Below are 22,207 nucleotides of genomic sequence, written 5' to 3'. Positions count from 1 at the left end.
ATGGCACGTAAAATTCTTTCTCATTTATCGAGTAAGAATAAAACAAAACCATCTACAAACTTAAATATATTGAAGCCAAATAGTCAATTGCAAAAAAAGACAAAGGCTCTATCAGAGGAATTAAGCTCCTATAAGCAGAATAAAAAACTTTTAGGAGCTTATATATATCAGTACAATACCATGTCAGATGGAAAAAAGAAGATATATACTAACAATGACGAGTTAACGGAATATGGCAATCAGGGCATACTTAACCCTGATGAAGTTTCCTATTATGATTTGTTTATTAATGGAGTATTGCAACCAAAAATAAACTATGAAATAACTGAAGGAATTCTTACATTAAAAACTAAAGATATTCCTTTAAAAGGCTCACCTATAGTGATTATTTTTGTTACTTTCAAGGAAGAAAGTATCAATAAATTAAATTCAGCTACTGCAAAAGGCCGTATACCATCTGGAAATATTACAACTGGACCTATGACTGATGTAGATATTGTGGTTAATGGGAATCAACAGTGTTGCTTAAAAATTGAAACGAATATTATCTCAGGACCTACATCCATTTCAAGTGGCAGTAAGGGAATATGGAATGTTAGTCTTAAAATAAGTAATCCAGAAAGTTTTCAAATAGATAATATTATTTTAATCGATACTATCTTACTAGATCATATATTAAGCTCAAAAAATTTTTCTTTTTCTCAAGGAAATATTACTATAAATAGTAATGTCTTTACTTGGACTATTGGTACTCTTGAGGCAGGAGAGTCTGCATATGCAAGTTTTAGCATAGAAGGTTATTTTAAAGGCTATGGGACTCGTTTTATTAGTCGAAGCTTTGCCACTGGTAATAGCTTATTAGGAGCTGTAAAATCTGATATTATATGTAGTGAAGAAATTCAGGTTCTTAGAAGCTTAGATATTTCAAAAACTATTACCTCTGGTCCTACTATAGTAAATACAGGTAAAACTCACCAGTGGAGGGTGGAAATAAAAGTATCTAATCTCAGTGATTCTATTATATCAAATATACTTGTGAAGGATGTCTTATTTATAGAAAGAGTTGACAAAATTAACATAGTAAGCAAATCACTAGGTACAGCTGCTTTTGTAAATAATGAAATACATTGGGAAATTGGTGTATTAGATGGATTTGAGTCTGCCTATTTAGTTGTTGATATAATTGGAGCCTTCACAATGATTGGTGAAAGAAACCTAGGCAGTGCTTCTGTTACAGGTGATATATTTTCTAATAGGATTTTTTCAGGTCCCTCAAAGGATATAGCTATAATAGTTCTACCTATAAAAAATTTTATTAAAAAGCAATTACTTCTAGAAAAATCTGTTATAAATAAACCTCCTATAGCTTTCTTGGGGAAATATAATAAATGGAGTTTTTCAATAAAAGTCACAAATTTAACAAATAGAATTATACAAAATCTTATTGTTACGGATTATATCCTGTTTGATGAGTTTGAAAACATAAATAATATCTCATTATCTTCAGGAAATGTGTCTATTTCATACAATTTTATAACATGGACAATTAACGAGCTTCTTCCTGGTGAAAGTAAAACTGCCTTTTTTGAAATCTTTGGCCTTTTCAAAACCACAGGCTTACGCTCTATGAACAGAGCTATTGCTTTAAGCAAAGATCTTCATTCGAATAATTGTATATTGTCAAATATTGTATCCGGAGAGCCAATTAAAGTTATCAATGATTTTGAAAGTAATTGTATTATAACTGAGAAAGTATACTCTCAATGTCAAAAGAGAAGTTGTTTTGAAAATCTATATATAGAAATTGGAACACAAATTTTTAAAAATATCACATTTAGGCAAGGTTTTATTGTAGAAAATACACTTATTATATCTGATATAAAAGACAGACCAAATTTTAAACGTGTCCAGTTCCTTTTAAGAATTCCTTTTGAAGTAATTCTTGAATCAAATAAGTTAATTAAAAGCTACTTACCAGATATACCTAATGATATTGTTTTATTTATGCCAGAGTCAAGAGATGAATTTTCCTTTGACATTGTAGTAGAAACCAGTTCAAAACTTTTAAAAAAAACTACTATTATAAATAACCAATTGAACTTTTCAGCAGGAGTTTTTATCATTATTAAAGCAGTCGGAAAAGTACAGCTTTTTATCCCTAGTTATGGTTCATGTCTATTGCCTTCACATAGTGAAAATTATATTGAAAGCTTGGATTACAAATTTTATAAGGCTAAGTATTTCCCTCTTTCTCCTTCGCTAGAAAATAACATGCAAAATTGTCCTGCTATGTTTGGAGATTTGAATATTGAAAAATTTATAGTATCTGGACCAACTGCAGTCAATTCTAATGTCAATAATACTTGGAAAATCGAATTTCGAGTTAATAATAACGGATATGGTCCAGTTAGTAATGTTACTGTTATAGACACTTTATTTTTAGATAACTTAATTTCTGTTAATATTACTGGAGTTACAAAAGGTACAGTATCTATACAAGATAATAAAATTATTTGGAATATAGGCACTATAAATTCTTCAACTGTAGATGTACTTTTGGCAGAAATCTCTGGCTCCTTTGATTATAAAGATAGTCAGACTATTAATGTAGAAAACTTCCAGTATAATACTATCTCAGACGGAATAAAAAAACAGTATTCAAATGATGATAAAATTGAAATACATGGTAATATGGACATACCTGACCCAAGTGAAGTCTCATATTATAATCTTTTTATTAATGGCGTATTGCAACCAGAAGCAAATTATACTATTGAAAAAGGACTCCTAACTTTAACAACAATAGACATACCTCAAAAAGGAACGCATATTACACTTGAGTATATAATAGCAAAGGATAAAGAAAATCAACTTTTAAGAGCAGAAACTTACCAATATAACACTTTGGGTGCAAACAAAAAACTTTATACAAACTCAGATGAATTGATTATGTATGGAAATAAAGGAATACTTAATCCAAAATCAACATCTTTTCAGCTTCTTTTTGTTAATGGTGTAAGTCAGCCAAGTATAAATTATTCAATTGATGAAGGAGCTCTTCTATTAAGAACAGAGAATTTTCCATTAGAAAACTCTCCAATATCTATACAGTTTGTATCCCTATTTAAGTAGTGATATTTAATTTTACGTTTATATAATATAATTACAATGCAAATAGTTTTGATTTCCTTTGGATTTATGATTATATGAGCTATTATACTATATAATTAAAGAGATTCTTCGGACTTGCATACATGTTTTGCAAGTTGTCATATAGGCATAACGAAGAATCTCTTTTTATTCAGTTAAGCAAAAGCTTATAAAAATGTTTTTATTGTAGGTTCTTTAGCTGATCAAGAGTTCTCCTGTCTCTGTGAAGTATTTCTCCTGCTATATCTCTTGATTTACTATCTAACTCTCCCCTAAGTATTTCTTCAGCTTTGTTAATTCCCATAGTTTCTCCTTCAATAGCTTTCTCTATTAGATCTTGATATTCAGGATTTGTTCCAAAACCAATATTCATCTTTATATCAGCCATTTTCCCTTTCAGTCCTAAATTTTCCTCCGGCTGTCCTCCTATATTTTGAATATAATTAGCCAATGTCTTTATATTATCTCTATGATTTTCCTGAATCTGTTGAAAAGCTTTTTTGATTTCTTGATCCTCAGTTTTAGAGATAAAAGTATTAAAAGATTCTAGAGCCATGTATTCTCCTTGCAGCAGTTGGTTAAGTGACTTAATAGTATCCTTGTTATTATTATCCATTCTATTAACTCCTTTTTTTAGTTTTTGTTACTCTTATTTTCCCACTAAATTAGAAGTTAATTCTAAAAGAAAAAACACTATTTTTAATATAGCTAAAACAGCTAGAATTGCTAAATATTTTTAAGAATGTAATTTATAGAAAATATAATTAAGATGTCGATCATTGATTCTCCATATTATATCTGATTGACTTGCTATACCCATATCATGAGTAACAATAATTACACAAAAATCTTGTTTGTGTGACAGTTCCTTCAATATTTCAATAATCTTCTTACTACTTTCTCCATCTAGATTAAAAGAACTAACTTATATCTAATACTATAACCATATTTAGTTGTAACTATTTGATTCAATATCTCTTCCCGATTATAGTAAAGCCCTGTATTCTTCTCTTTATTAAATAATAAATCGACTTTTCCATAGTAAATTCTACTTCTTTCAAGTGACCTAACCGCATCTAAAGGTTCATAATGAAAGCACCAGAAACTAATGCTAGTATTAAAATAAGCAAGATAAATTTTTGATTAAGAGGTCTAATAACTTCCTTTTAGTTGCCCATTTTATTATACTTTACTATTTGTCCTTTATTTTTCTAATGACTTTATGTTAACTTCAATAAAAGGTATCCTCTCCTAATGGACAAAAAAAGATATGAATTATGTCCGGTTAATTCATATCTCTGCTACTAAATTTAGTCTCTATATCCAATTACTGCAGCACCAATTGCTCCTAAATATTGTGAAAGCTCAGATGAAAATACTTCTACACCTAGCTTGTTACTTAAAAATTTCCTCAACAAAGAGTTTTTAGATACACCACCAGAAAAGAATACTTTATCTTGTACTCCAACCTTACTTACTAGTGTGTAAATTTTACTGCATACAGATTGTAACAAACCTGCTGCTATACCTTCCTTGGAAGCTCCACTTGCCATGAGGCTTATTACTTCTGATTCTGCAAATACAGTACACATACTACTTATAGTCTCTGGATTTGCACCTTCACCAATACTCGAAAGTTCACTAACATCTATTTCTAATGCATGAGCCATAACTTGTAGAAATCTTCCTGTACCAGCAGCACATTTATCATTCATTAGAAAGTCTATTATATTTCCCTTTTCATCAAGCTTTATTACTTTACTGTCCTGCCCTCCAATATCGATAACCGTCCTGATATCTGAGTCTATGAAATGAGCACCTTTTCCATGACAAGTTATTTCAGTTACTTTTTTATCTATAAATGGTAGTGCGACTCTCCCATAGCCAGTTCCAACAATATTCTTTATATCACTTTTCTCAACATTCGCCATGGAGGTAACCATGTTGAATAGTTTTTCTCCTGTTTCTTTTGGGCTCCAACCTGTAGGAATTAATTCTTTAGCAATTATTCTTTCTCCGTCGAATACTACAGCTTTTGCTGCTACTGAGCCTACATCTATTCCAACACTATACACTTTAATCACTCCTTTGAAAACAATTGTTCAAATACAACTATAATCCTTATGTTTTCTTTTTTCAATATAAAAAGAGCCTACAGGCCCTTTTAACTATTTTATCCCTTCTAAAAACGCTTCTACTCTTACCTTAATTTGCCCCACATCTGAATCGGAGTAGTCTGTCTCAACTTGTAGGAAAGGAAGATTTAGTACATCTTTCGCAAAATTCTTAACAGTAAATGATTCAATATTATAAGTATGACATGCTTGCCATGTTAAATCTACTATACCATCTACTTCATATTCTTTTGCAAGCCTTTCAATTAAATCAAGTCTTCCATTATTATTTGTCATACATGAGCATGGAGTTGATAGGTATTTTTCTGCTAATGCTGTTATTGGGTCTTTTTCTTCATCAACAAGTACATCTAAACCTTTGTAGCCTGTACAATTCTCTAAAGCTACCACACTGGCACCTGATTCTTCAAGTATTCTTAGAACCTTTTCAGAACCACTTCCTATAGGACATCCTGTTAATAGAATACGTGGTGCTTTTTCATCAAAGGCATAGATGCCTTTTTCTATTCTTTCTTCAACCTCTTTAATTAGCTTTTCTATTAGTTCAATTCCAGCTTCTTTATCAACATTAAATCCTTTTAGCCATTGAGCTAACATCATGTCCATTCCTGATAATGGTGCTGGTTTATGAGCATTTAGCTGATGAAGACGTTTCATTGCCCTTCTTTCCCTATTCATTAACTTAATTGCATTTCTCAGTTTTTCTTCTGTAATCTCTACTTCGAATTCTTTTTCTAAGAATTCTTTGAAATATACCATTTCTTTTTTCCATAACTCTAGAGAATCTTTAGAATCAGCAGTTTGTGGAAGATTCATAACATGCATTGGTTTTAACTTTGACATCAACTCATACATTTTTTTCTTTCCATCACAAGTTGTTTCAGCTAATAGTACATCTGAAAAATAGAAGTATGGGCATTTGTCAGTAATTGCAAAGCCATAGCTTGATTTTATAAGTGGACATAAATTTCTTGGAAGCTCTTTTTCAGCTTCTTCAATAGGCGCTTGTGTTGTACCACAAAGGGTTACTGTTATAGCATCTGCAGCTATTGCTATTTCTTGAGGTGAAAATACACAGTACATTCCTACTACTTTTCTACCAGCTTCACTAGCTTCTTTGATTTTTACTGAATTTATCCCTCTAAGTGCTTCTACTTCTGTCATTGTTTCTGGTCTCATTGTTAAATTCCCCCTTATTTTATTTTTATACTATTTAAACTCTTTTGCAAACTCATCAATACATTGTTTTAAAAGTGTAGTTGTATAAGCAACTGCAGGTCCTCCACCAAATGCACCTGCAATTAGTCCAGCTTCTATTATTTCTTCAGCTCTAGCACCAACCTTAAGAGCATTATATACATGAAAAACTATGCAATATTCACAACGAGAATATACACTAATAGCAACACTTATCAGTTCCTTTGTCTTTATATCTACAGTGCCATCGCTTAGTACTGTGTCAACAAAACCTGAAAAATTCTTCATAACTTGTGGCTTTATTTCTCCTACTTCACTCATTCCATTTGTTAGTTCATTTAGTATTTCTCTTGGATTTCTAGTCATAAATATCTCTCCTTCAAAAGTATTTTCACATTACTTTAGTGATATATTTTTAACTAAAAAATTTATATCATACAGAGTTCATTCTTCCTTTTTTATGCTATAATATTGGACTACCCTATAAATAATATACAATTTTAATTCTATATACCAATTAAGTTTTTCGATAAGGTTAACTATATCTATAAGAAAAATCAATACTATAGTAGATTAAATTTTATGAAAAAGCCAAAATTACTGAGAAAAGAATAAGGACATTTTGCGTATATCTTAGTACTCTAATCAACCACTCTACTAAATGACACTATTTCACTCTTAGAATGGATATGAACAAGCTTGACAAAATAATCCTAGGTAATATGCAAAAAAACCATTTGGTTTATCCAAATGGCTCATCTGATTTAATTTATATTTACTTATTATATTTACACACTATTGGTAACTACTTATAAACCCAATATTATCTTATTTAGAATTATTCTTTTTCTTAATTTCTTCTATCTCAATATGATCAAAATATTGCTTTGGCAATATGATAGCTTGATTGCTTCCAACATATAAATACAAATGATGTTTTGTTTCTCTCATTTCATATAGTTCCGACCATTTTACCATGCTTTTACCTGAATCCGTTTCAATATATATTCCATCTTCTTTAAAGGTATAATTTAGAGTTCTATTAATTAATTTATTGGTACTGTAATCTTTCTTTGCTCTGAATTTTAAGGTTATTGGTAGAATTACTATTGATACTATACCTATTAAACTAGCTATTTGCAATAAATTTTTCATAAAAGTATCTTTTTTAGCTAGTATAGTTGCAATAAATGTTGCTGCGAAAAGAATTGTAACAGCTAAGAATTGATATTTTTTTCTAAAAGTAAATGTTAAATAATAATTAAATAAATCCTTTTCATTTAACTTAAATGATTTTTTTATATATGTACTCACCTTTATCCCCCTAATATTTTTTATTACACTCTATTGATTAACGCTTTCTAGATAATTTTTAATTCCTATAATAGCTAAAGTATACCCATATACACCAAAGCCACTAATTTGCCCTATACATGCTGGAGCTATTACTGATTTTCTTCTGTACTCTTCTCTACTGTATATATTACTTATATGTACTTCTATAGTAGGTATATTTACTGCTTTTATGGCATCATAAATTGCTATGCTGTAGTGAGTATACGCACCTGGGTTAATTACTATCCCATCATAAGTGCCTAGAGCATCATGGATATAGTTAATTATCTCACCTTCAATATTACTTTGAACTATATCTACTTCTATAGATTGTTCCTTTGCGTTTCCTATTAAATCTTCACAGAACTTTTCATAAGAAGTATTTCCGTATATTTTTTTTTCCCTAATCCCTAATAGATTTATATTAGGGCCGTTAATAATTAAAAGTTTCATAAAGACAACTCATCTCCTCTACTACATACCAATTTCTTTTCTATTGCTATTTATTATGAACTCAATTTTATTAACTGCACTATAGATACTAGAATTGTTTGTTATTTCATAATCACAATATCTTTTATATAGGTCTATCCTCTCATCATAAAGCTTGTACAAAGTCTCCTTTTTATCTTTTAGCAAAGGCCTTTTCTTTATATTTATGTTTTTCACTATATTTTCTATTGGTCTATTAATAAAAATTATAATTCCATTTTCTTTCAAAGCCTCAATGTTTTCAACTTTTTTCACAACTCCTCCACCAGTAGATATTACACAGGGTGTCTCTTGAGCTAGTTTTCTTATGGTTTCAGTCTCTAATTGCCTAAAAGAATCCTCTCCATTTTGAAAAATTTCTGGAATACTCTTGCCTGTGGTTACTTCAATGTAATTATCGCTGTCGTAAAATTTCACTCCGATTTTTTTAGCTAATTTTCTGCCAATAGTTGTTTTGCCACAACCAGGCATTCCAATTAAAACTATGTTTTTCTTCACGCTACTCATTCGTTTCCTCCCTAAACTTCAGATAGCTACTTTTTAGGTAGATACTAGGTAACTCTACTAATTTACTTATTTTTACTTAATTCTTTCTCTTGTATATCTCTACTTATCTTAAAAATCATTCTATAAAAGGTTTCTAACTCATGGCTTAAACTTTTGTCCTTTAGCTTACTTATATTTTTTTCTATTATTTTATTTTCTCTTGTTTCATCATATATCGGCATATTATGAATTCTTTTGAATGCAGCAACTTCTTTAGAAATCTTCATTCTTTTTTCAAAAAGCACTACAAGTTCATTATCTATTTCGTCTATTTCTTGTCTAAGTTTCGCTAAATTTTCCATATCTCTTCACCTTCTATTCCTTATCTTTATATAATGTTTTTGTATCCTACGCCACTCAAGTAGGTATTACTATGTAAATCAAATCCTTCACTTCGTTCAAATTACAGAAATGAACTTTCTTATAATTAGACCACTATTCCATTAGCATATCTAATATGGCTAATGCAGATACAGCCTCCACTACAGGTACCGCCCTGGGCACTATACATGGATCGTGTCTGCCTTCAATTTCCATATAAGTACTTTCCATATGTTCAATATCTACTGTCCTCTGATTTAGGCTTATGGATGGAGTAGGTTTTATAGCAACTCTAAATATTACAGGCATTCCATTAGTTATTCCTCCTAGAATGCCACCATTGTTATTTGAATAAGTCTTTATTTCTCCATCTTTAACATAGTATTCATCATTAGCCTGTGAGCCCTTTAGCTTTGTAATATCAAATCCTTTACCAAATTCAATCCCCTTAACTCCTGGAATAGAAAAAAGTAAATGAGATAACTTACTTTCTACTGAATCAAAGAATGGTTCTCCGAGTCCTGCTTGAAGATTTACTATAGCTGCCTCTATAATCCCACCTACTGAATCTCCACCTAATCTAATTTTTTCAATAAGCTCTATCATTTCCTTTCCCTTTTCAGTATTTATAGTAGGAAAATCCTTTTCACTTACTCTGTTCAAGGTATTAGTATCAATATTTGCTAAATCATAGTGCTCATCTTGTATATGACCTATGCTAAAAATATGACTTCCAATAACTATGTTATTTCTTAATAAAATCTGCTTTGCAATAGCACCCGCAAAAACTACGGGAGCTGTTAGTCTGCCTGAAAAGTGCCCTCCCCCTCTATAGTCATTAAAGCCTTTATACTTAATATATCCTGTATAATCTGCATGTCCTGGACGAAAGATGTTCTTTATCTTGTCATAGTCTTTACTTCTTTTATCTTTATTAAGTATGATTGCACATAAAGGTACTCCAGTAGTTCTATTATTAAAATAACCACTGATTATTTGAAAAGTATCAGGTTCTTTTCTTTGAGTTGATATTTTATTTCTGCCAGGTGCCCTTCTCTCCATTTCTTTATGGACTAGTTCAAAATCTATTTCTAATCCAACAGGTAACCCATTAATAACTATTCCTATTCCTTCACCATGAGATTCACCAAAAATGGAAAGTTGAATATTTTTACCCCATATTCCACTCATCTACAACACCACCTAACTCAACAAAATCATCCCAAAATTCTGGATATGATTTGCTTACCACTCTGCTATTATTAATTATTAAAGACTCCTTGCATTTAGTTGAAGCAACTGCTAAAGCCATGGCTATCCTGTGGTCATTCCAGCTATCTACTATACCTCCACTTAATGAGCTTACTCCAATTATATCTAGTCCATCAGGTGTTTCTGTAATATTAGCCCCTATTTTTTTTAATTCACATGCAATTGCCTTTAGTCTATCCGACTCTTTTAGTCTAACTCTTAGAGCATTCACGATTTTCGTCTTACCTTTACTAACTGCACCAAGAACAGCTAGAACTGGCACTAAATCAGGATATTGAGAAACATCTATGACTATTCCATTAGTCTGTGATGTAGTTACTTTTATATGTTCTCCTTCATTCAAGATATTAGCACCCATTTTAGATATTATATTTAATATTTCCTTATCACCTTGGAGGGAACTTTTACTTAAATTCTCTAAAGTAATTTCGCCATTCAAAACTGCTGCTACCATCCAAAATGCTGCCTGTGAATAGTCTCCCTCTACTTTATAATCTGCTGGAATATACTTCTGATTTCCTGAAATATAAAATCTCTTATCTTTATTATTTTCTATATTAATAGAAAATCTATGTAATACATCTAAAGTTAGGTCAACATACCCCTTAGATTCTAATTCAGTTGTTATTTCTATTATAGAATCTCCACTCAATAAAGGTAATGCGAACATTAGACCTGTAATAAATTGAGAGCTTACATTACCTGCTAATTCATACACTCCTGGTTTAAGGCTTCCTTCAACAGTTAGCGGAAGCTTACCATTTACATTTGAATATTTTACTCCTTGAGCTTTAAACATGTTATAATAGGAAGTTAACGGTCGTTCTACTAGCTTTCCTCTGCCTGTGAAAGTAAACTTTTCTCCCAATAGGCATGCAATAGGAATCAAAAATCTCAATGTGGAGCCTGATTCTCTACAGTCTATTACTTCTTTTAGTTTTTCTAAATATCCCTTACCTTTTATAGTTATATCGCTTCTGTTAGTTTTTAAATCAGTGTCTATATCTAATATTTCCATGCCAAAGGCCTTCATTCCTTCTAAAGTAGCTAATATATCTTCAGAAAAAACAATGTTTTCCACTCTGCTAATTCCATTACTTAAGGCTGCACATATAATTGCTCTGTGACTTAGGCTCTTTGAAGGTGGAATATTGATATTACCCTTTAGGGGTGAAGGGCTTATTTTAATACTATCCATTATTACTTCCTCCTAAGTATGTATATTCATTTTGCCTAGTATTAATATGATATGGTAAATTAACTTACGTTAGTAGATACTGAACCATATCTTTTTTATCTATCTTTTTTATGAAACTATCTCCAATCTCATTAAGTAGAACTAGATTTATAAAGTCACTTTCACTTTTTTTATCTAGCTCTATTGCTTCTAGTAGCTTTTCTGTTCTTATTTTAGGTATCTGATATGGTAAATTAAACTTGATTAGAAGTTCTTTTATTAATTTAGCAGTCCCTGCTTTAGTTATACCTAGAGATTCGCTTTTTTGAGTAATCACATACATTCCCATAGATACTGCTTCTCCATGAGTATATTTCTCATAATTAAAGACTTTCTCAATAGCATGGCCGATAGTATGCCCAAAGTTTAAAAGCATTCTTTTTCCTGCTTCTTTTTCATCCTTTTCCACTACTTCTCTTTTTATATTACAGCATCTATAAATTATTTCATCTATATTTGAAAACAACTCTGCTTCATTATTAATGATACTAAGTTTTTTAAAGAGCTCCTTATCTTTTATACAGGCATATTTTATGACTTCCCCCATTCCATCGTATAAATATCTTTGAGGCAAGGTTTTTAGCATATTTGAGTCTATAATTACAGCTTCTGGATGATAAAAGCTTCCTACTAAATTTTTACCTCTTGGAAGATTGACTGCAACCTTTCCTCCAATACTGCTATCTATCTGAGCTAGTAAAGATGTAGGTATCTGTATGTAGTTAATGCCTCTAAGAAAAGTAGATGCTGCAAATCCTGCTAAATCACCTATTACTCCTCCTCCAAAGGCTATTATTAAATCTCTACGAGTCATTCCATTATCCAATAACTGGTTATATAGTTGGGTCAGTGTTTCAATAGACTTACTATTCTCCCCGGGCCTTATGGAAATAGTATGGACTTCGTATCCATAGGAGCTGAGATTTTGCACAAAGCCTTCACCATATAGGTTTTCCACGTTATAATCTGTAACTATTGTGATTTTTTTATTATAATAATATTTTTTAATTTCATATCCTATGTCCTCCATGATACCTTTTCTTATCAGTATAGGATAAGTTTTTTGTGGTACATTAACTTCAAGTTTGTTTAGCATTATAAATCTCTCCTATAAAATTCATTAGTTTATAGCTTTGACAATATCTTCATCAATATAGGTCTATGTATATCAATTGCCTTCTCAGGGCAAAGTTCTTGGCAACAAAAGCATCTTATACAGCCTTCTAGATTTACTACTGGCTTCTTATTCACCATTTCAATAACCTTTGCAGGACAGTTGTTAGCACAATCTCTACAGCCTATACAGGATTTATGGTCAAATACTGGTTTGGGTTGTAACAATTTGTTGGATAAATCTCTAATAAAAGAAGGCTTATTATCTTTAATAAAATGAACACTTCTTATAGGAGGAGCCTTAAAGTCTTTAATTTTGAATTTTTCTATACTATCACCTACAAGTTCTATATCATCTAGATTTCCTTTAACTATATCTCTTTCTACTGCCCTTAGAATAGTAGGAACCTTTAATGGATCTATATTAACTATTGTAGTAGCTACAACATCTAAATGATATGGTGAAGGGGATGCTAATACTACTCCTATTTCCCTCGGCACCCCAGCAGAAGGTCCTGCTCCTTCCATACCTACTATCCCATCCATGAAAGAAAGTACTGGACTTGCATATAAGCAAATATCTAATAATGCCTGTGAAAAATCCTCTACCTGCGGCATCTTGAAATGGTATTCTGCCTTATGTAGACCTGGAATAATACCGAACATATTTTTAACTGCCCCAGTAAACAACATCATTCCATGAGTTTTAAGCTTAGAAACTGAAATAACCTTATCAACGTTTGTGACCATTTCAGCCACTTCCATAGATTTTAATATTTTTCCCTTTTCATTTTTTACTTCAAGAGAACTTGTATTGTAGTTTAAATCAGCTCCTACTTCATTAGCAATTTCTTCGATTCCACAATATTTATATATTCCCCTTAGTATTTTTTCATTAAAAGGTCCACCAGGACTATCTCCAATAACTACCTTTGCTCCGTATTCTATTAATACCTCTGCTAATGCCCTTACAAACACGGGATGGGTTGTGGTTGCCTCTTCTGGTTTCTTTTTCATTAGCAAATTTAGCTTTAAGAGTACTGTATCTCCTTTATTTATATATTTCTCTACTCCACCAAGATTATTAATACTTTTAATAATAGATTCCTTTACTTTTTCATAATCATAGCTTCTGCATTCAGCTAGCGATACTATCATGAGCATTCCTCCTCTAAGTATGAGAATACCACACAAGCATAAGAAAATCACTATATAATCCTATATTATATAGTGATTTTTTGTCTACCAGCTTGAACATAATCCTATAGCTTTAGGTCCTAAATGAGAACCTATTACAGGCCCAAGCTCATCTATTGTAATTATAGCGTTTGGAAATCTCTTTTCTAATTCACTCTTGTATTGCTCAGCCTCACTTATATTTTGTACATGTGCTATGGAAATCCTCTTCACAATTTCTGGTACCTTTGAAATAATTGCTTCCATTGCTTTCTTTTTTCCTCTCTCCTTTCCTACAGGAACTAATTTACCATCTACTAGTCCTATTACAGGTTTAATATTAAGTAATGTTCCTATAAAGGCAGTTGTATTAGACAGCCTACCACCACGCTTTAAATACTCTAATGTATCTACCGTCAAATTGATACTCATTCTTTCTCTTTGCTTAATTATTTGGTTTTCAATTTCATTTCTGGATAATCCTTGTTCTGATAATTGCACAGCAGTCTCTACAAGTAATTTTAGGTTTCCTGCAGATGTTTTCGAGTCTATTATAGTAATCTTATCTTTTGCTACCATGTCAGCAGCTAGTCTGGCACTGTTATATGTTCCACTAAGCTCAGCTGAAATTACTATTGCAATTATCTCATCTCCTGCCTTAAATGCTCTCTTGTATGCTTCAACAAAGTCACCAACTGATGGTTGTGAAGTTGTGGGAAATCCATTTGAATTCTTTAGTTTATCAAAAAAATCTTTAAATTCACCTGAAAAACCTTCTTTATTTATGCTTCCACTAAAATTAACTGATAGAGGAACAATGTTTATTTTTTTACTAATAGCCTCTTCCTTTATAAAATAAGCTGTACTGTCTGTTACTATCTGAATTCTTCTCATATATTCCGTCACCTCTATTATAGTATATGTTAATAATATATGTTAATAGTACCAGATACTAATATCAGATGCAAGATATATTTATGAACAAAAATTTATAAGAAAATGAAAGCTTAATTTCACTCTTAATATGATATAATAAATAAAGACCTGTTATAAGGAGGAATTTTTTTGAAAAAAATCTTATGTTTAATAATAGCATTGCTTATACTCAGTTCTTCTTTTAATTTTGCAGGAGATGAAATAGATGATTTTGAACTAGATTATTTCTATGCTAGAGGTAAAGTATTAGAGGTATTATCTGATTTACAAAACATTAATGAAAATAACACTGGTGAGCTAAACATTGATCATCAAGTTGTAAAAATCAAAGTCACTAATGGAAAATATAAAAATCAAGAGTTCATAATCGATAATTACGTCAGTGGCAATCCAGTTTTTGATATTATAGTTAAAAAAGGTGATAATGTAATATTAGATATAGAAGAAGACGAAAATGGAATCCCACAAATCGCCATATCTGAATTTGCAAGAGATAAATATTCTGGTATGTTGCTATTAATTTTTGCAAGCCTATTGATATTAATAGGAAAAAAGCAAGGTATAAAGTCCGTTATTTCACTTACTTTAACTGGTATAGTTATGATGAAATTCATGCTACCATTGATCCTTAAAGGCCATAATCCAATTTGGATAGCTATTGTTTCAGCTACAATTATTACCTCAGTCACATTTATTATTATTGCTGGAATTAATATAAAGTCCTTCTCTGCTATCATAGGTACTGTAGGTGGAGTGGTAACTGCAGGTGTCCTAGCTTATATTGTTGGTTCTTTAGTAAAGTTAACTGGTCTTAGCAGTGAGGAAGCTAATATGCTAATGTTTATTCCTCAACAGATTAACTTCGATTATAGGGGGCTTTTGTTTGCAGGCATTATTATTGGAACTCTTGGCGCAGTAATGGATATAGGTATGTCAATAGCTTCAGCTATGTATGAAATGAAGGCAATAAATCCTGAAATACCACCAAAGACGTTAATTTCTTCTGGACTTAATATTGGAAAAGATGTTATGGGCACTATGTCTAATACACTAATACTAGCATATACAGGCAGCTCTATCCCACTACTACTTCTTTTCATGGCCTATGAAACGCCTTTAATAAAGATATTAAACTTAGATATGATAGCAACTGAAATTGTAAGAGCCTTGGTAGGTAGCATTGGCTTAATTGTAGCTATTCCTATAACTGCCTTTTCTACTGGAATTATACTAAAATACAAGCACTTATTTCCTAAAATTAAGAGGCAGAACTGTGAAGAAAAGCAATTTGACTAAATTTGTTGTATATAATTTAAACTAAAAGAGATTCTTCCCTTAGGCTCAGTATGACAAAATGCAAAGCATATTAGCACAAGCTAGAAGAATCTCTTTAACTTTTTGTGTTATAATATTATATATTGTGCAGAAATCCCCTTGCTTCTAAAGTCTATTTATGATTTCTACACAACTAAGACCATCTTTCAGATATTCTGAAATATCTCTATTGCTAGTAACTGCTTTCCTTACACTTGACATTTTTGACAAGTTCCCAAGAAGAATAGCACCAGTTATTTTGTTGTCAGTTATAAAGAGTCTGAAATGATTATCTCCTTCATCAAACTTTAATACTTCATTAAAGTCCTTTATATTTCCTGCTGAAAATAGAGATATGTCTCCAATAGTCATTGTAGTAAACGGCTCTGGCAACTTATATTCCTTATTTGCTCCTGTGATATTAGCGCCTGCAATTTTTCCTTGTTCATTTGCTGCTGTCCAAAGTCCTAATACTACTCCATTTATTTCTGCAATATCTCCTGCTGCATATACATCCTCTATATTTGTCTTTAAATAGGTATCTACTTTGACTCCCCTATCAAACTCTATAGCTGTATCTCTTACTAAGTCAACATTTGGTCTAATGCCAGCTGAGAATAGAATAGCATCTGTCTTGATTTCACTATTATCCTTGAATCTTAAACCATTTGCCTTTGATTCCCCTAATATTTCTTCAGCAGCAGTATCAAAATATAAGTTAAGTCCATTATCTCTTAGCTTTTGAGAAACTAATTCTGATAATTCTTTGTCTAATTGTCTAGGAAGTAAATACGGGAAAAACTCCACTACATTTACTTTCTTTCCTAGCTCTTTTATTGCCCAAGCTGCCTCTAATCCTAGAAGTCCTCCTCCTATTACAGTTATGTCTTCACATGAGCTAAAGTAATTCTTAATAACTTTTAAGTCCCTTAATGACCTTAATGCAAATACACCTTCTTTAAACTTACCTGCTATTGGTGGTACAAATGGTTTACTTCCATTAGCAAGCAAAAGCTTATCATATGCTACAACTTTGCCATCATCTAGTCTAACTTCCTTTTTATCAACATCTATTTTTTCCACTATCTTACTTAGTAATACCTCTATATTGTTTTCTTCATACCAGCTTTTTTTATTTACTAGAAGCTCATCATCATCAAATGTTTTGCTGATATAATGAGAAAGCTTTACCCTGTAATATGTTAAATACTCTTCTGATGTAATAATAGTTATATTTCCTTCTTTATCATTATTTCTAATTTCTTTCGCGGCGGATAACCCTGCAATACCGTTTCCAATAATCACATAATTTAAAATCACAAAACCCCTCCTATTTTACTTAAATTTATGTACATGTGCTCTTTTTATTAGTACCCCTTTGTTAAAGTTTTAATCATGTGTATCGTTGTACAGTTCTACAGTACAGAAAAACCACGGAATTCCGTGGTTTAGCTTTTTATATCAGTCCATACTCTATCATATTCTCTTAAAAATTCTCCTGGATCTAGGAAAACCTCACAATTATTTATTATATCATCACTAGGATAGGCTACTTCATTATTTAGCACATCTGGATCGAGTAATTTCATTGTCTCTTTATTTGTAGTTGAATATCCTATATACTCAGTGTTTTTTTGCGCAATTTCTGGTCTACTCATGAAGTTAATAAACATTTCTGCTTCCTTTTTATTTTGGCTTGTCTTTGGTATCACCATATTATCAAACCATTTGTTGCTGCCTTCCTTAGGTACTACATATCTTAAATCTTCATTTTCTTCCATCATATATACTGCATCCCCAGACCATACAACAGCTAGTGCAGCTTCTTCTCCTATCATCATATCTTTTATTTCATCCCCTACATAGGCTAATAATAGGGGCTTTTGCTTTATCAATTCTTCCTTTGCCTTCTCTAACTCATCTACATTCCTAGTATTTAATGAATATCCTAATTTCTTCAAGGCTACACCTATAGAATCTCTTTGACTATCAAGCATAAGTATTTGCCCCTTGTATTTGCTATCCCATAATATATCCCAGCTATCTACGGGTTCATCTACCATTTTTGAGTTATATAGTATTCCTACAGTTCCCCACATATATGGTACTGAATATTCATTGTTAGGATCAAAGTCTAGATCCTTAAATCTATCGTCTATATTTTCAAAGTTAGGTATATTATTCATGTCAAGCTTAAGCAGTAAGTCTTCTCTAATCATTTTTTCAATCATATAGTCTGAAGGAAAAACAACATCATAGTTTGTTCCACCTGACTTGATTTTTACATACATTTCTTCATTAGTAGCAAAATCCTCATAGTTTACTTTGATATTAAACTCTTTTTCAAATTCTTCTATAACTGACTCGTCTATATAGTCTCCCCAATTATATACATTAAGCACAACTCTATCATCACTACTGCAACCAGAACTAATTAAAACCATTGTCAATACTATAATTAAAGATAATACTCTTATACTCTTTCTCAAGCTACATCATCCTTTCCTTTAATCTCTAATGAGCTTCTTCTATTTATTAACAGCAGAAGAATTAAAACACTTAAAAACATGAGAGTAGATAATGCATTTAATTTAGGATTAATTCCTCTTCTCGCCATAGTAAATATTTTAATAGATAAATTTTGCACACCTGAGCCTGTGGTGAAAAAACTAATTACAAAATCATCTATAGACATAGTAAAAGCTATTAAGGCACCAGATACAATTCCTGGCATAATTTCAGGTAGCACTACCTTCCTAAAAGCATATAAGGGCGTTGCTCCTAAATCCATCGCCGCCTCCGCTAAGTGTTTGTTTAATTGCTTTAACTTTGGCAAAACAGATAATATTACATAGGGTATATTAAACGTAATATGTGCTAATAACATAGTAACTAATCCCATTTGTTTGCCAACAAATATGAAAAGCGTCATCAGAGCCACTCCTGTTACTATGTCAGGATTTAGAACAGGAATATAGTTTAAGTTTAATAGTATTTTTTTCTGTACATGTCCTGAATTGTGTATTCCTATAGCTGCTAAGGTCCCTATTATTGTTGCAATAATTGAAGAAAAAAATGCTACTATTACTGTATAATATAATGCTTTCATTATTTGCTTATCTTGAAACAATTCAACATACCACTTAAAAGTGAATCCATCCCAATTTCCTCTTGACTTTGAATTGTTAAATGAATAAATTATCAAAACTATTATGGGAGCATAAAGAAATAAATACATTAAAAAGGAATAAGATCTCTTTAACCATTTTTCTACCATAACCTGCCCCCCTCTTTATCTTTATCAAACCTCTCCATAAATCCCATGGCTATAAGTATTATTATCATCATAATAATAGAAATAGCTGAGCCAAAATGCCAATCATATACTGTTAAGAATTGCTGTTCTATTAAGTTACCTATAAGCATATACCTATTTCCACCTAATAATCTGGAAATAACAAACGTACTAACTGCTGGCATGAACACCATAGTTATACCGGAAGCTACTCCTGGTATACTTAGGGGGAAAATAACCTTTCTAAAAACAGTTAGCCTGTTAGAGCCTAGGTCCTCTGCTGCTTCTATAATACTTTTATCTATCTTACTTAAGACTGTATATATTGGTAGAACCATAAACGGTATAAAGTTGTAAACCATACCTAGGATGACTGCTCCATTGTTATATAGTAAATTTAATGTTGGTAATCCTAAAAATTCTAAAAAAGTATTTATAAGTCCTTGCTTTCCTAGAAGTGTCATCCAAGCATATGTTCTTAATAGAAAGTTCATCCACATAGGTACAATGAATAAGAGTACCCAAAAGTTTCTTTTCTTTTCTTCCATTCCTGCTAATATCATGGCCATAGGATATCCTAGAACTAAGCAAATCACTGTTGATATTAGAGCAAGGCCTGCTGAACGACTAATTATATTTATATAATTTGGCTGCATAAACCTTTTAAAGTTATCCAAGGTAAATTTCAACTCTCTAATATTTTGAACATCTCCTTCAGTAAAGCTAAAAAGCAATACCAGTAAAAGAGGTACTATAGTAAACAAAGTCACCCAAACTAAAAATGGGAAAGTTGATATGTTTTTTTTCATTCTTATCCCACCTTTTTCATAATGTGAATGCTTTCAGGTTCAAATACCATACCGATATGTGAACCTACAGGCTCCATTACTGTACTGTGTATCATCCACACTCTGTCCTTTTCCTGTACTAGCATTTCATAATGCACTCCTTTAAAAGTAACAGAGGTTACCATTCCAGAAATCATTCCTTCTTCTTCTGGTACAACTTTAATATCTTCTGGTCTTATGACAATATCAACAGGAGTATTTTCACCAAATCCTTTATCAACACAAACGAATTTTGTACCTGCAAACTCAACTAATAAATCTCTTATCATAGTACCTTCAATAATATTGCTTTCTCCTATGAAGTCAGCAACAAATGCATTTTTGGGTTCATTATATATATCTTCAGGAGTACCAATTTGTTGAATTCTACCTTTGTCCATTACGATTATAGTATCGGACATAGTTAGTGCTTCTTCTTGATCGTGCGTCACATATATAAAAGTGATACCAACTCTTTTTTGCATGTTTTTTAGTTCTATTTGCATGTCTTTCCTAAGTTTCAAGTCTAATGCTCCTAAGGGTTCATCTAAAAGTAGCACCTTAGGCTCGTTCACCAACGCTCTAGCAATTGCAATCCTTTGCTGCTGTCCACCACTTAATGAGTTGACATCTCTTTTTTCATATCCACTTAAATTTACTAGTCTAAGGATTCTCTGTACCCTCTCAATTATCTCATTTTTAGGAATCTTTTTGATTTTAAGACCAAAGGCTATATTTTCAAACACATTCATATGAGGAAACAATGCATATTTTTGAAACACTGTATTTATTTGTCTTTTAAATGGGGGAACATCATTTATCTTATTTCCCTCAAAAATTATATCACCAGTTGAAGGCTGTTCGAAACCTCCAATAATCCTAAGTGTAGTAGTTTTACCACAACCACTTGGTCCAAGTAAGGTTAAAAACTCATTTCTTCTAATATAGAGATTAATATCTTTAAGTACATCTGCTCCATCATACTGTTTAGAAATATTTTTTAATTCAATTATCATATTATTCTCCAATTATCTTCCCCCCTAGCTCTTTAAAAATTTGGCGGTGTACTCACCCATAGTACTTTAGCTTTAGCTTTACCAATATTCTCTATATAATGATTTGAATGGGCTTTAAAATAAAAACTTTCACCTTTTTTTGCTTTATATCTTTCCTTTCCTATGTGTATATAAATAGTACCTGATAAAACATATCCAAATTCTTCACCTTCATGGGGATAATCCTCTTTAGAGCTGCCTCCTGGCTCTAATTCTAAAAGAATAGGCTCCATTTGGTTTTTTTGAGCATTTGGAATTAACCAGTTTAAAGTATATTTAAACTCCTCATTTTCAGTAACAAACACATCATCTTTAGAAAAGACTATTTTTTCATCTTCGATTTCATTAAAAAAATCTCTCAGATTTGTTCCTAAACCTTCTAGTATATCCACCAGTGTTGCAATAGATGGAGATGTAAGATCTCTTTCAAGCTGAGAGATGAAACCCTTTGTAAGCTCGCACCTATTGGCTAGCTCTTCTTGGGTTAAAGAGCTCTTAACTCTAAGTCTCCTAATTTTTTCACCTATTTTCACGGAAAATCCTCCTTGTTAAATTAGCTCTTTATTAAACTTTTTGTTTATAATTACTAAACCATTACATGCAACTAGTATATTATAATCAAAATGCATTTAAAAAGTCAATAGAATTTTTAAAAAAATTTTCTAACCTTAAACCTGTAAAACATCAAGCTTTAACAGGCTTATAAGTTCTGAATCTCAAATCTATTAACTCGCAAATTTTCTGTTCTCTTTACCTTTGACCTAATAGCAATTTTCTGAATGAAAATTCGAAAAATCCCTTTAAAA

Annotated in this window: 21 protein-coding genes; 2 read left to right on the top strand and 19 right to left on the bottom strand. The window is 31.4% G+C overall.

The features are described from left to right. The gene (locus DW1_RS15680; protein WP_200800492.1) at window positions 1-3,132 is read left to right on the top strand and encodes a DUF4183 domain-containing protein; all 3,132 of its coding nucleotides are present in this window, start codon (window positions 1-3) and stop codon (window positions 3,130-3,132) included. A 199-nt stretch (window positions 3,133-3,331) separates the two neighbouring features. On the opposite strand, the gene DW1_RS07820 is transcribed toward DW1_RS15680, so the two are convergent. From DW1_RS07820 to DW1_RS07760, 13 genes are all read right to left on the bottom strand, one after another. After that, entirely contained in the window at window positions 3,332-3,766 is a 435-nt protein-coding gene (locus DW1_RS07820; protein ID WP_074350056.1) for a DUF2383 domain-containing protein, read from the bottom strand. Window positions 3,767-4,460: 694 nt separating this feature from the next. Then, complete coding sequence (locus tag DW1_RS07815; RefSeq protein WP_074350055.1) at window positions 4,461-5,225, bottom strand: acyl-CoA dehydratase activase; 765 nt, start codon at window positions 5,223-5,225, stop codon at window positions 4,461-4,463. 93 nt (window positions 5,226-5,318) lie between these two features. After that, on the bottom strand, window positions 5,319-6,464 hold the full coding sequence (locus DW1_RS07810) for a double-cubane-cluster-containing anaerobic reductase (protein ID WP_074350054.1): 1,146 nt from the start codon (window positions 6,462-6,464) through the stop codon (window positions 5,319-5,321). Window positions 6,465-6,494: 30 nt separating this feature from the next. Next, window positions 6,495-6,848: a carboxymuconolactone decarboxylase family protein gene (locus DW1_RS07805; RefSeq protein ID WP_074350053.1), complete on the bottom strand. Its 354-nt coding sequence runs from the start codon at window positions 6,846-6,848 to the stop codon at window positions 6,495-6,497. Between the two features lie 462 nt (window positions 6,849-7,310). Further along, window positions 7,311-7,796, bottom strand: a complete 486-nt coding sequence (locus DW1_RS07800) for a YcxB family protein (protein ID WP_074350052.1) — start codon at window positions 7,794-7,796, stop codon at window positions 7,311-7,313. A 30-nt stretch (window positions 7,797-7,826) separates the two neighbouring features. Then, a complete protein-coding gene (aroQ, locus tag DW1_RS07795; protein ID WP_074350051.1) occupies window positions 7,827-8,270 on the bottom strand; it encodes a type II 3-dehydroquinate dehydratase in 444 nt (147 codons plus the stop codon). 21 nt (window positions 8,271-8,291) lie between these two features. Continuing rightward, window positions 8,292-8,816: a shikimate kinase gene (locus tag DW1_RS07790; protein WP_074350050.1), complete on the bottom strand. Its 525-nt coding sequence runs from the start codon at window positions 8,814-8,816 to the stop codon at window positions 8,292-8,294. Window positions 8,817-8,878: 62 nt separating this feature from the next. Then, window positions 8,879-9,157, bottom strand: a complete 279-nt coding sequence (locus DW1_RS07785) for a chorismate mutase (RefSeq protein WP_074350049.1) — start codon at window positions 9,155-9,157, stop codon at window positions 8,879-8,881. A gap of 133 nt (window positions 9,158-9,290) precedes the next feature. Further along, window positions 9,291-10,367 (bottom strand): chorismate synthase, encoded by a 1,077-nt coding sequence (gene aroC / locus DW1_RS07780; RefSeq protein WP_074350048.1) that lies wholly within the window; start codon window positions 10,365-10,367, stop codon window positions 9,291-9,293. Beyond that, window positions 10,348-11,646, bottom strand: coding sequence for a 3-phosphoshikimate 1-carboxyvinyltransferase (gene aroA, locus DW1_RS07775; protein ID WP_074350047.1), 1,299 nt, complete (start codon window positions 11,644-11,646; stop codon window positions 10,348-10,350). The genes aroC and aroA overlap by 20 nt, the downstream gene beginning before the upstream one ends. A 64-nt stretch (window positions 11,647-11,710) precedes the next feature. Continuing rightward, complete coding sequence (gene aroB, locus DW1_RS07770) at window positions 11,711-12,781, bottom strand: 3-dehydroquinate synthase (RefSeq protein WP_074350046.1); 1,071 nt, start codon at window positions 12,779-12,781, stop codon at window positions 11,711-11,713. Between the two features lie 29 nt (window positions 12,782-12,810). After that, window positions 12,811-13,956 carry a DUF362 domain-containing protein gene (locus DW1_RS07765; protein WP_242942456.1) on the bottom strand — a complete coding sequence of 382 codons (1,146 nt, stop codon included), beginning with the start codon at window positions 13,954-13,956 and terminating at the stop codon, window positions 12,811-12,813. Window positions 13,957-14,040: 84 nt separating this feature from the next. Next, a complete protein-coding gene (locus tag DW1_RS07760; RefSeq protein ID WP_074350044.1) occupies window positions 14,041-14,868 on the bottom strand; it encodes a DegV family protein in 828 nt (275 codons plus the stop codon). Between the two features lie 171 nt (window positions 14,869-15,039). Between DW1_RS07760 and DW1_RS07755 the strand changes: the two genes are divergently transcribed. After that, complete coding sequence (locus DW1_RS07755) at window positions 15,040-16,206, top strand: YibE/F family protein (protein ID WP_074350043.1); 1,167 nt, start codon at window positions 15,040-15,042, stop codon at window positions 16,204-16,206. Window positions 16,207-16,350: 144 nt separating this feature from the next. Here the strand turns inward: DW1_RS07755 and DW1_RS07750 are convergent, their stop codons facing one another. The 6 genes from DW1_RS07750 to DW1_RS07725 all read right to left on the bottom strand — a co-directional run bounded on the left by DW1_RS07750 (window position 16,351) and on the right by DW1_RS07725 (window position 21,934). Continuing rightward, window positions 16,351-17,544, bottom strand: a complete 1,194-nt coding sequence (locus DW1_RS07750; RefSeq protein WP_083605586.1) for an NAD(P)/FAD-dependent oxidoreductase — start codon at window positions 17,542-17,544, stop codon at window positions 16,351-16,353. 128 nt (window positions 17,545-17,672) lie between these two features. Beyond that, window positions 17,673-18,713 (bottom strand): ABC transporter substrate-binding protein, encoded by a 1,041-nt coding sequence (locus DW1_RS07745; protein WP_200800491.1) that lies wholly within the window; start codon window positions 18,711-18,713, stop codon window positions 17,673-17,675. Beyond that, a complete protein-coding gene (locus tag DW1_RS07740) occupies window positions 18,710-19,501 on the bottom strand; it encodes an ABC transporter permease (RefSeq protein ID WP_074350042.1) in 792 nt (263 codons plus the stop codon). The genes DW1_RS07745 and DW1_RS07740 overlap by 4 nt, the downstream gene beginning before the upstream one ends. Next, window positions 19,495-20,328, bottom strand: coding sequence for an ABC transporter permease (locus DW1_RS07735; RefSeq protein WP_074350041.1), 834 nt, complete (start codon window positions 20,326-20,328; stop codon window positions 19,495-19,497). The genes DW1_RS07740 and DW1_RS07735 overlap by 7 nt, the downstream gene beginning before the upstream one ends. Before the next feature lie 2 nt (window positions 20,329-20,330). Next, the gene (potA, locus tag DW1_RS07730) at window positions 20,331-21,362 is read right to left on the bottom strand and encodes a spermidine/putrescine ABC transporter ATP-binding protein (protein WP_074350136.1); all 1,032 of its coding nucleotides are present in this window, start codon (window positions 21,360-21,362) and stop codon (window positions 20,331-20,333) included. A gap of 32 nt (window positions 21,363-21,394) precedes the next feature. Continuing rightward, a complete protein-coding gene (locus DW1_RS07725; protein ID WP_074350040.1) occupies window positions 21,395-21,934 on the bottom strand; it encodes a helix-turn-helix domain-containing protein in 540 nt (179 codons plus the stop codon). Window positions 21,935-22,207 lie beyond the last annotated feature (273 nt).

Source organism: Proteiniborus sp. DW1 (genome assembly GCF_900095305.1).
Lineage (GTDB): Bacteria > Bacillota > Clostridia > Tissierellales > Proteiniboraceae > Proteiniborus.
Note: the sequence above shows the minus strand (reverse complement) of the source record. Positions and strands in the feature narration are given on the sequence as shown.

Excerpts from the sequence above, each read along its gene's own strand:
- DW1_RS15680 (WP_200800492.1), top strand. The coding sequence starts at position 1 with ATGGCACGTAAAATTCTTTCTCATTTATCGAGTAAGAATAAAACAAAA.
- DW1_RS07820 (WP_074350056.1), bottom strand. The coding sequence starts at position 3,766 with ATGGATAATAATAACAAGGATACTATTAAGTCACTTAACCAACTGCTG.
- DW1_RS07810 (WP_074350054.1), bottom strand. The coding sequence starts at position 6,464 with ATGAGACCAGAAACAATGACAGAAGTAGAAGCACTTAGAGGGATAAAT.
- DW1_RS07805 (WP_074350053.1), bottom strand. The coding sequence starts at position 6,848 with ATGACTAGAAATCCAAGAGAAATACTAAATGAACTAACAAATGGAATG.
- aroQ (WP_074350051.1), bottom strand. The coding sequence starts at position 8,270 with ATGAAACTTTTAATTATTAACGGCCCTAATATAAATCTATTAGGGATT.
- DW1_RS07790 (WP_074350050.1), bottom strand. The coding sequence starts at position 8,816 with ATGAGTAGCGTGAAGAAAAACATAGTTTTAATTGGAATGCCTGGTTGT.
- DW1_RS07785 (WP_074350049.1), bottom strand. The coding sequence starts at position 9,157 with ATGGAAAATTTAGCGAAACTTAGACAAGAAATAGACGAAATAGATAAT.
- aroC (WP_074350048.1), bottom strand. The coding sequence starts at position 10,367 with ATGAGTGGAATATGGGGTAAAAATATTCAACTTTCCATTTTTGGTGAA.
- aroA (WP_074350047.1), bottom strand. The coding sequence starts at position 11,646 with ATGGATAGTATTAAAATAAGCCCTTCACCCCTAAAGGGTAATATCAAT.
- aroB (WP_074350046.1), bottom strand. The coding sequence starts at position 12,781 with ATGCTAAACAAACTTGAAGTTAATGTACCACAAAAAACTTATCCTATA.
- DW1_RS07765 (WP_242942456.1), bottom strand. The coding sequence starts at position 13,956 with ATGATAGTATCGCTAGCTGAATGCAGAAGCTATGATTATGAAAAAGTA.
- DW1_RS07760 (WP_074350044.1), bottom strand. The coding sequence starts at position 14,868 with ATGAGAAGAATTCAGATAGTAACAGACAGTACAGCTTATTTTATAAAG.
- DW1_RS07740 (WP_074350042.1), bottom strand. The coding sequence starts at position 19,501 with ATGGTAGAAAAATGGTTAAAGAGATCTTATTCCTTTTTAATGTATTTA.
- DW1_RS07735 (WP_074350041.1), bottom strand. The coding sequence starts at position 20,328 with ATGAAAAAAAACATATCAACTTTCCCATTTTTAGTTTGGGTGACTTTG.
- potA (WP_074350136.1), bottom strand. The coding sequence starts at position 21,362 with ATGATAATTGAATTAAAAAATATTTCTAAACAGTATGATGGAGCAGAT.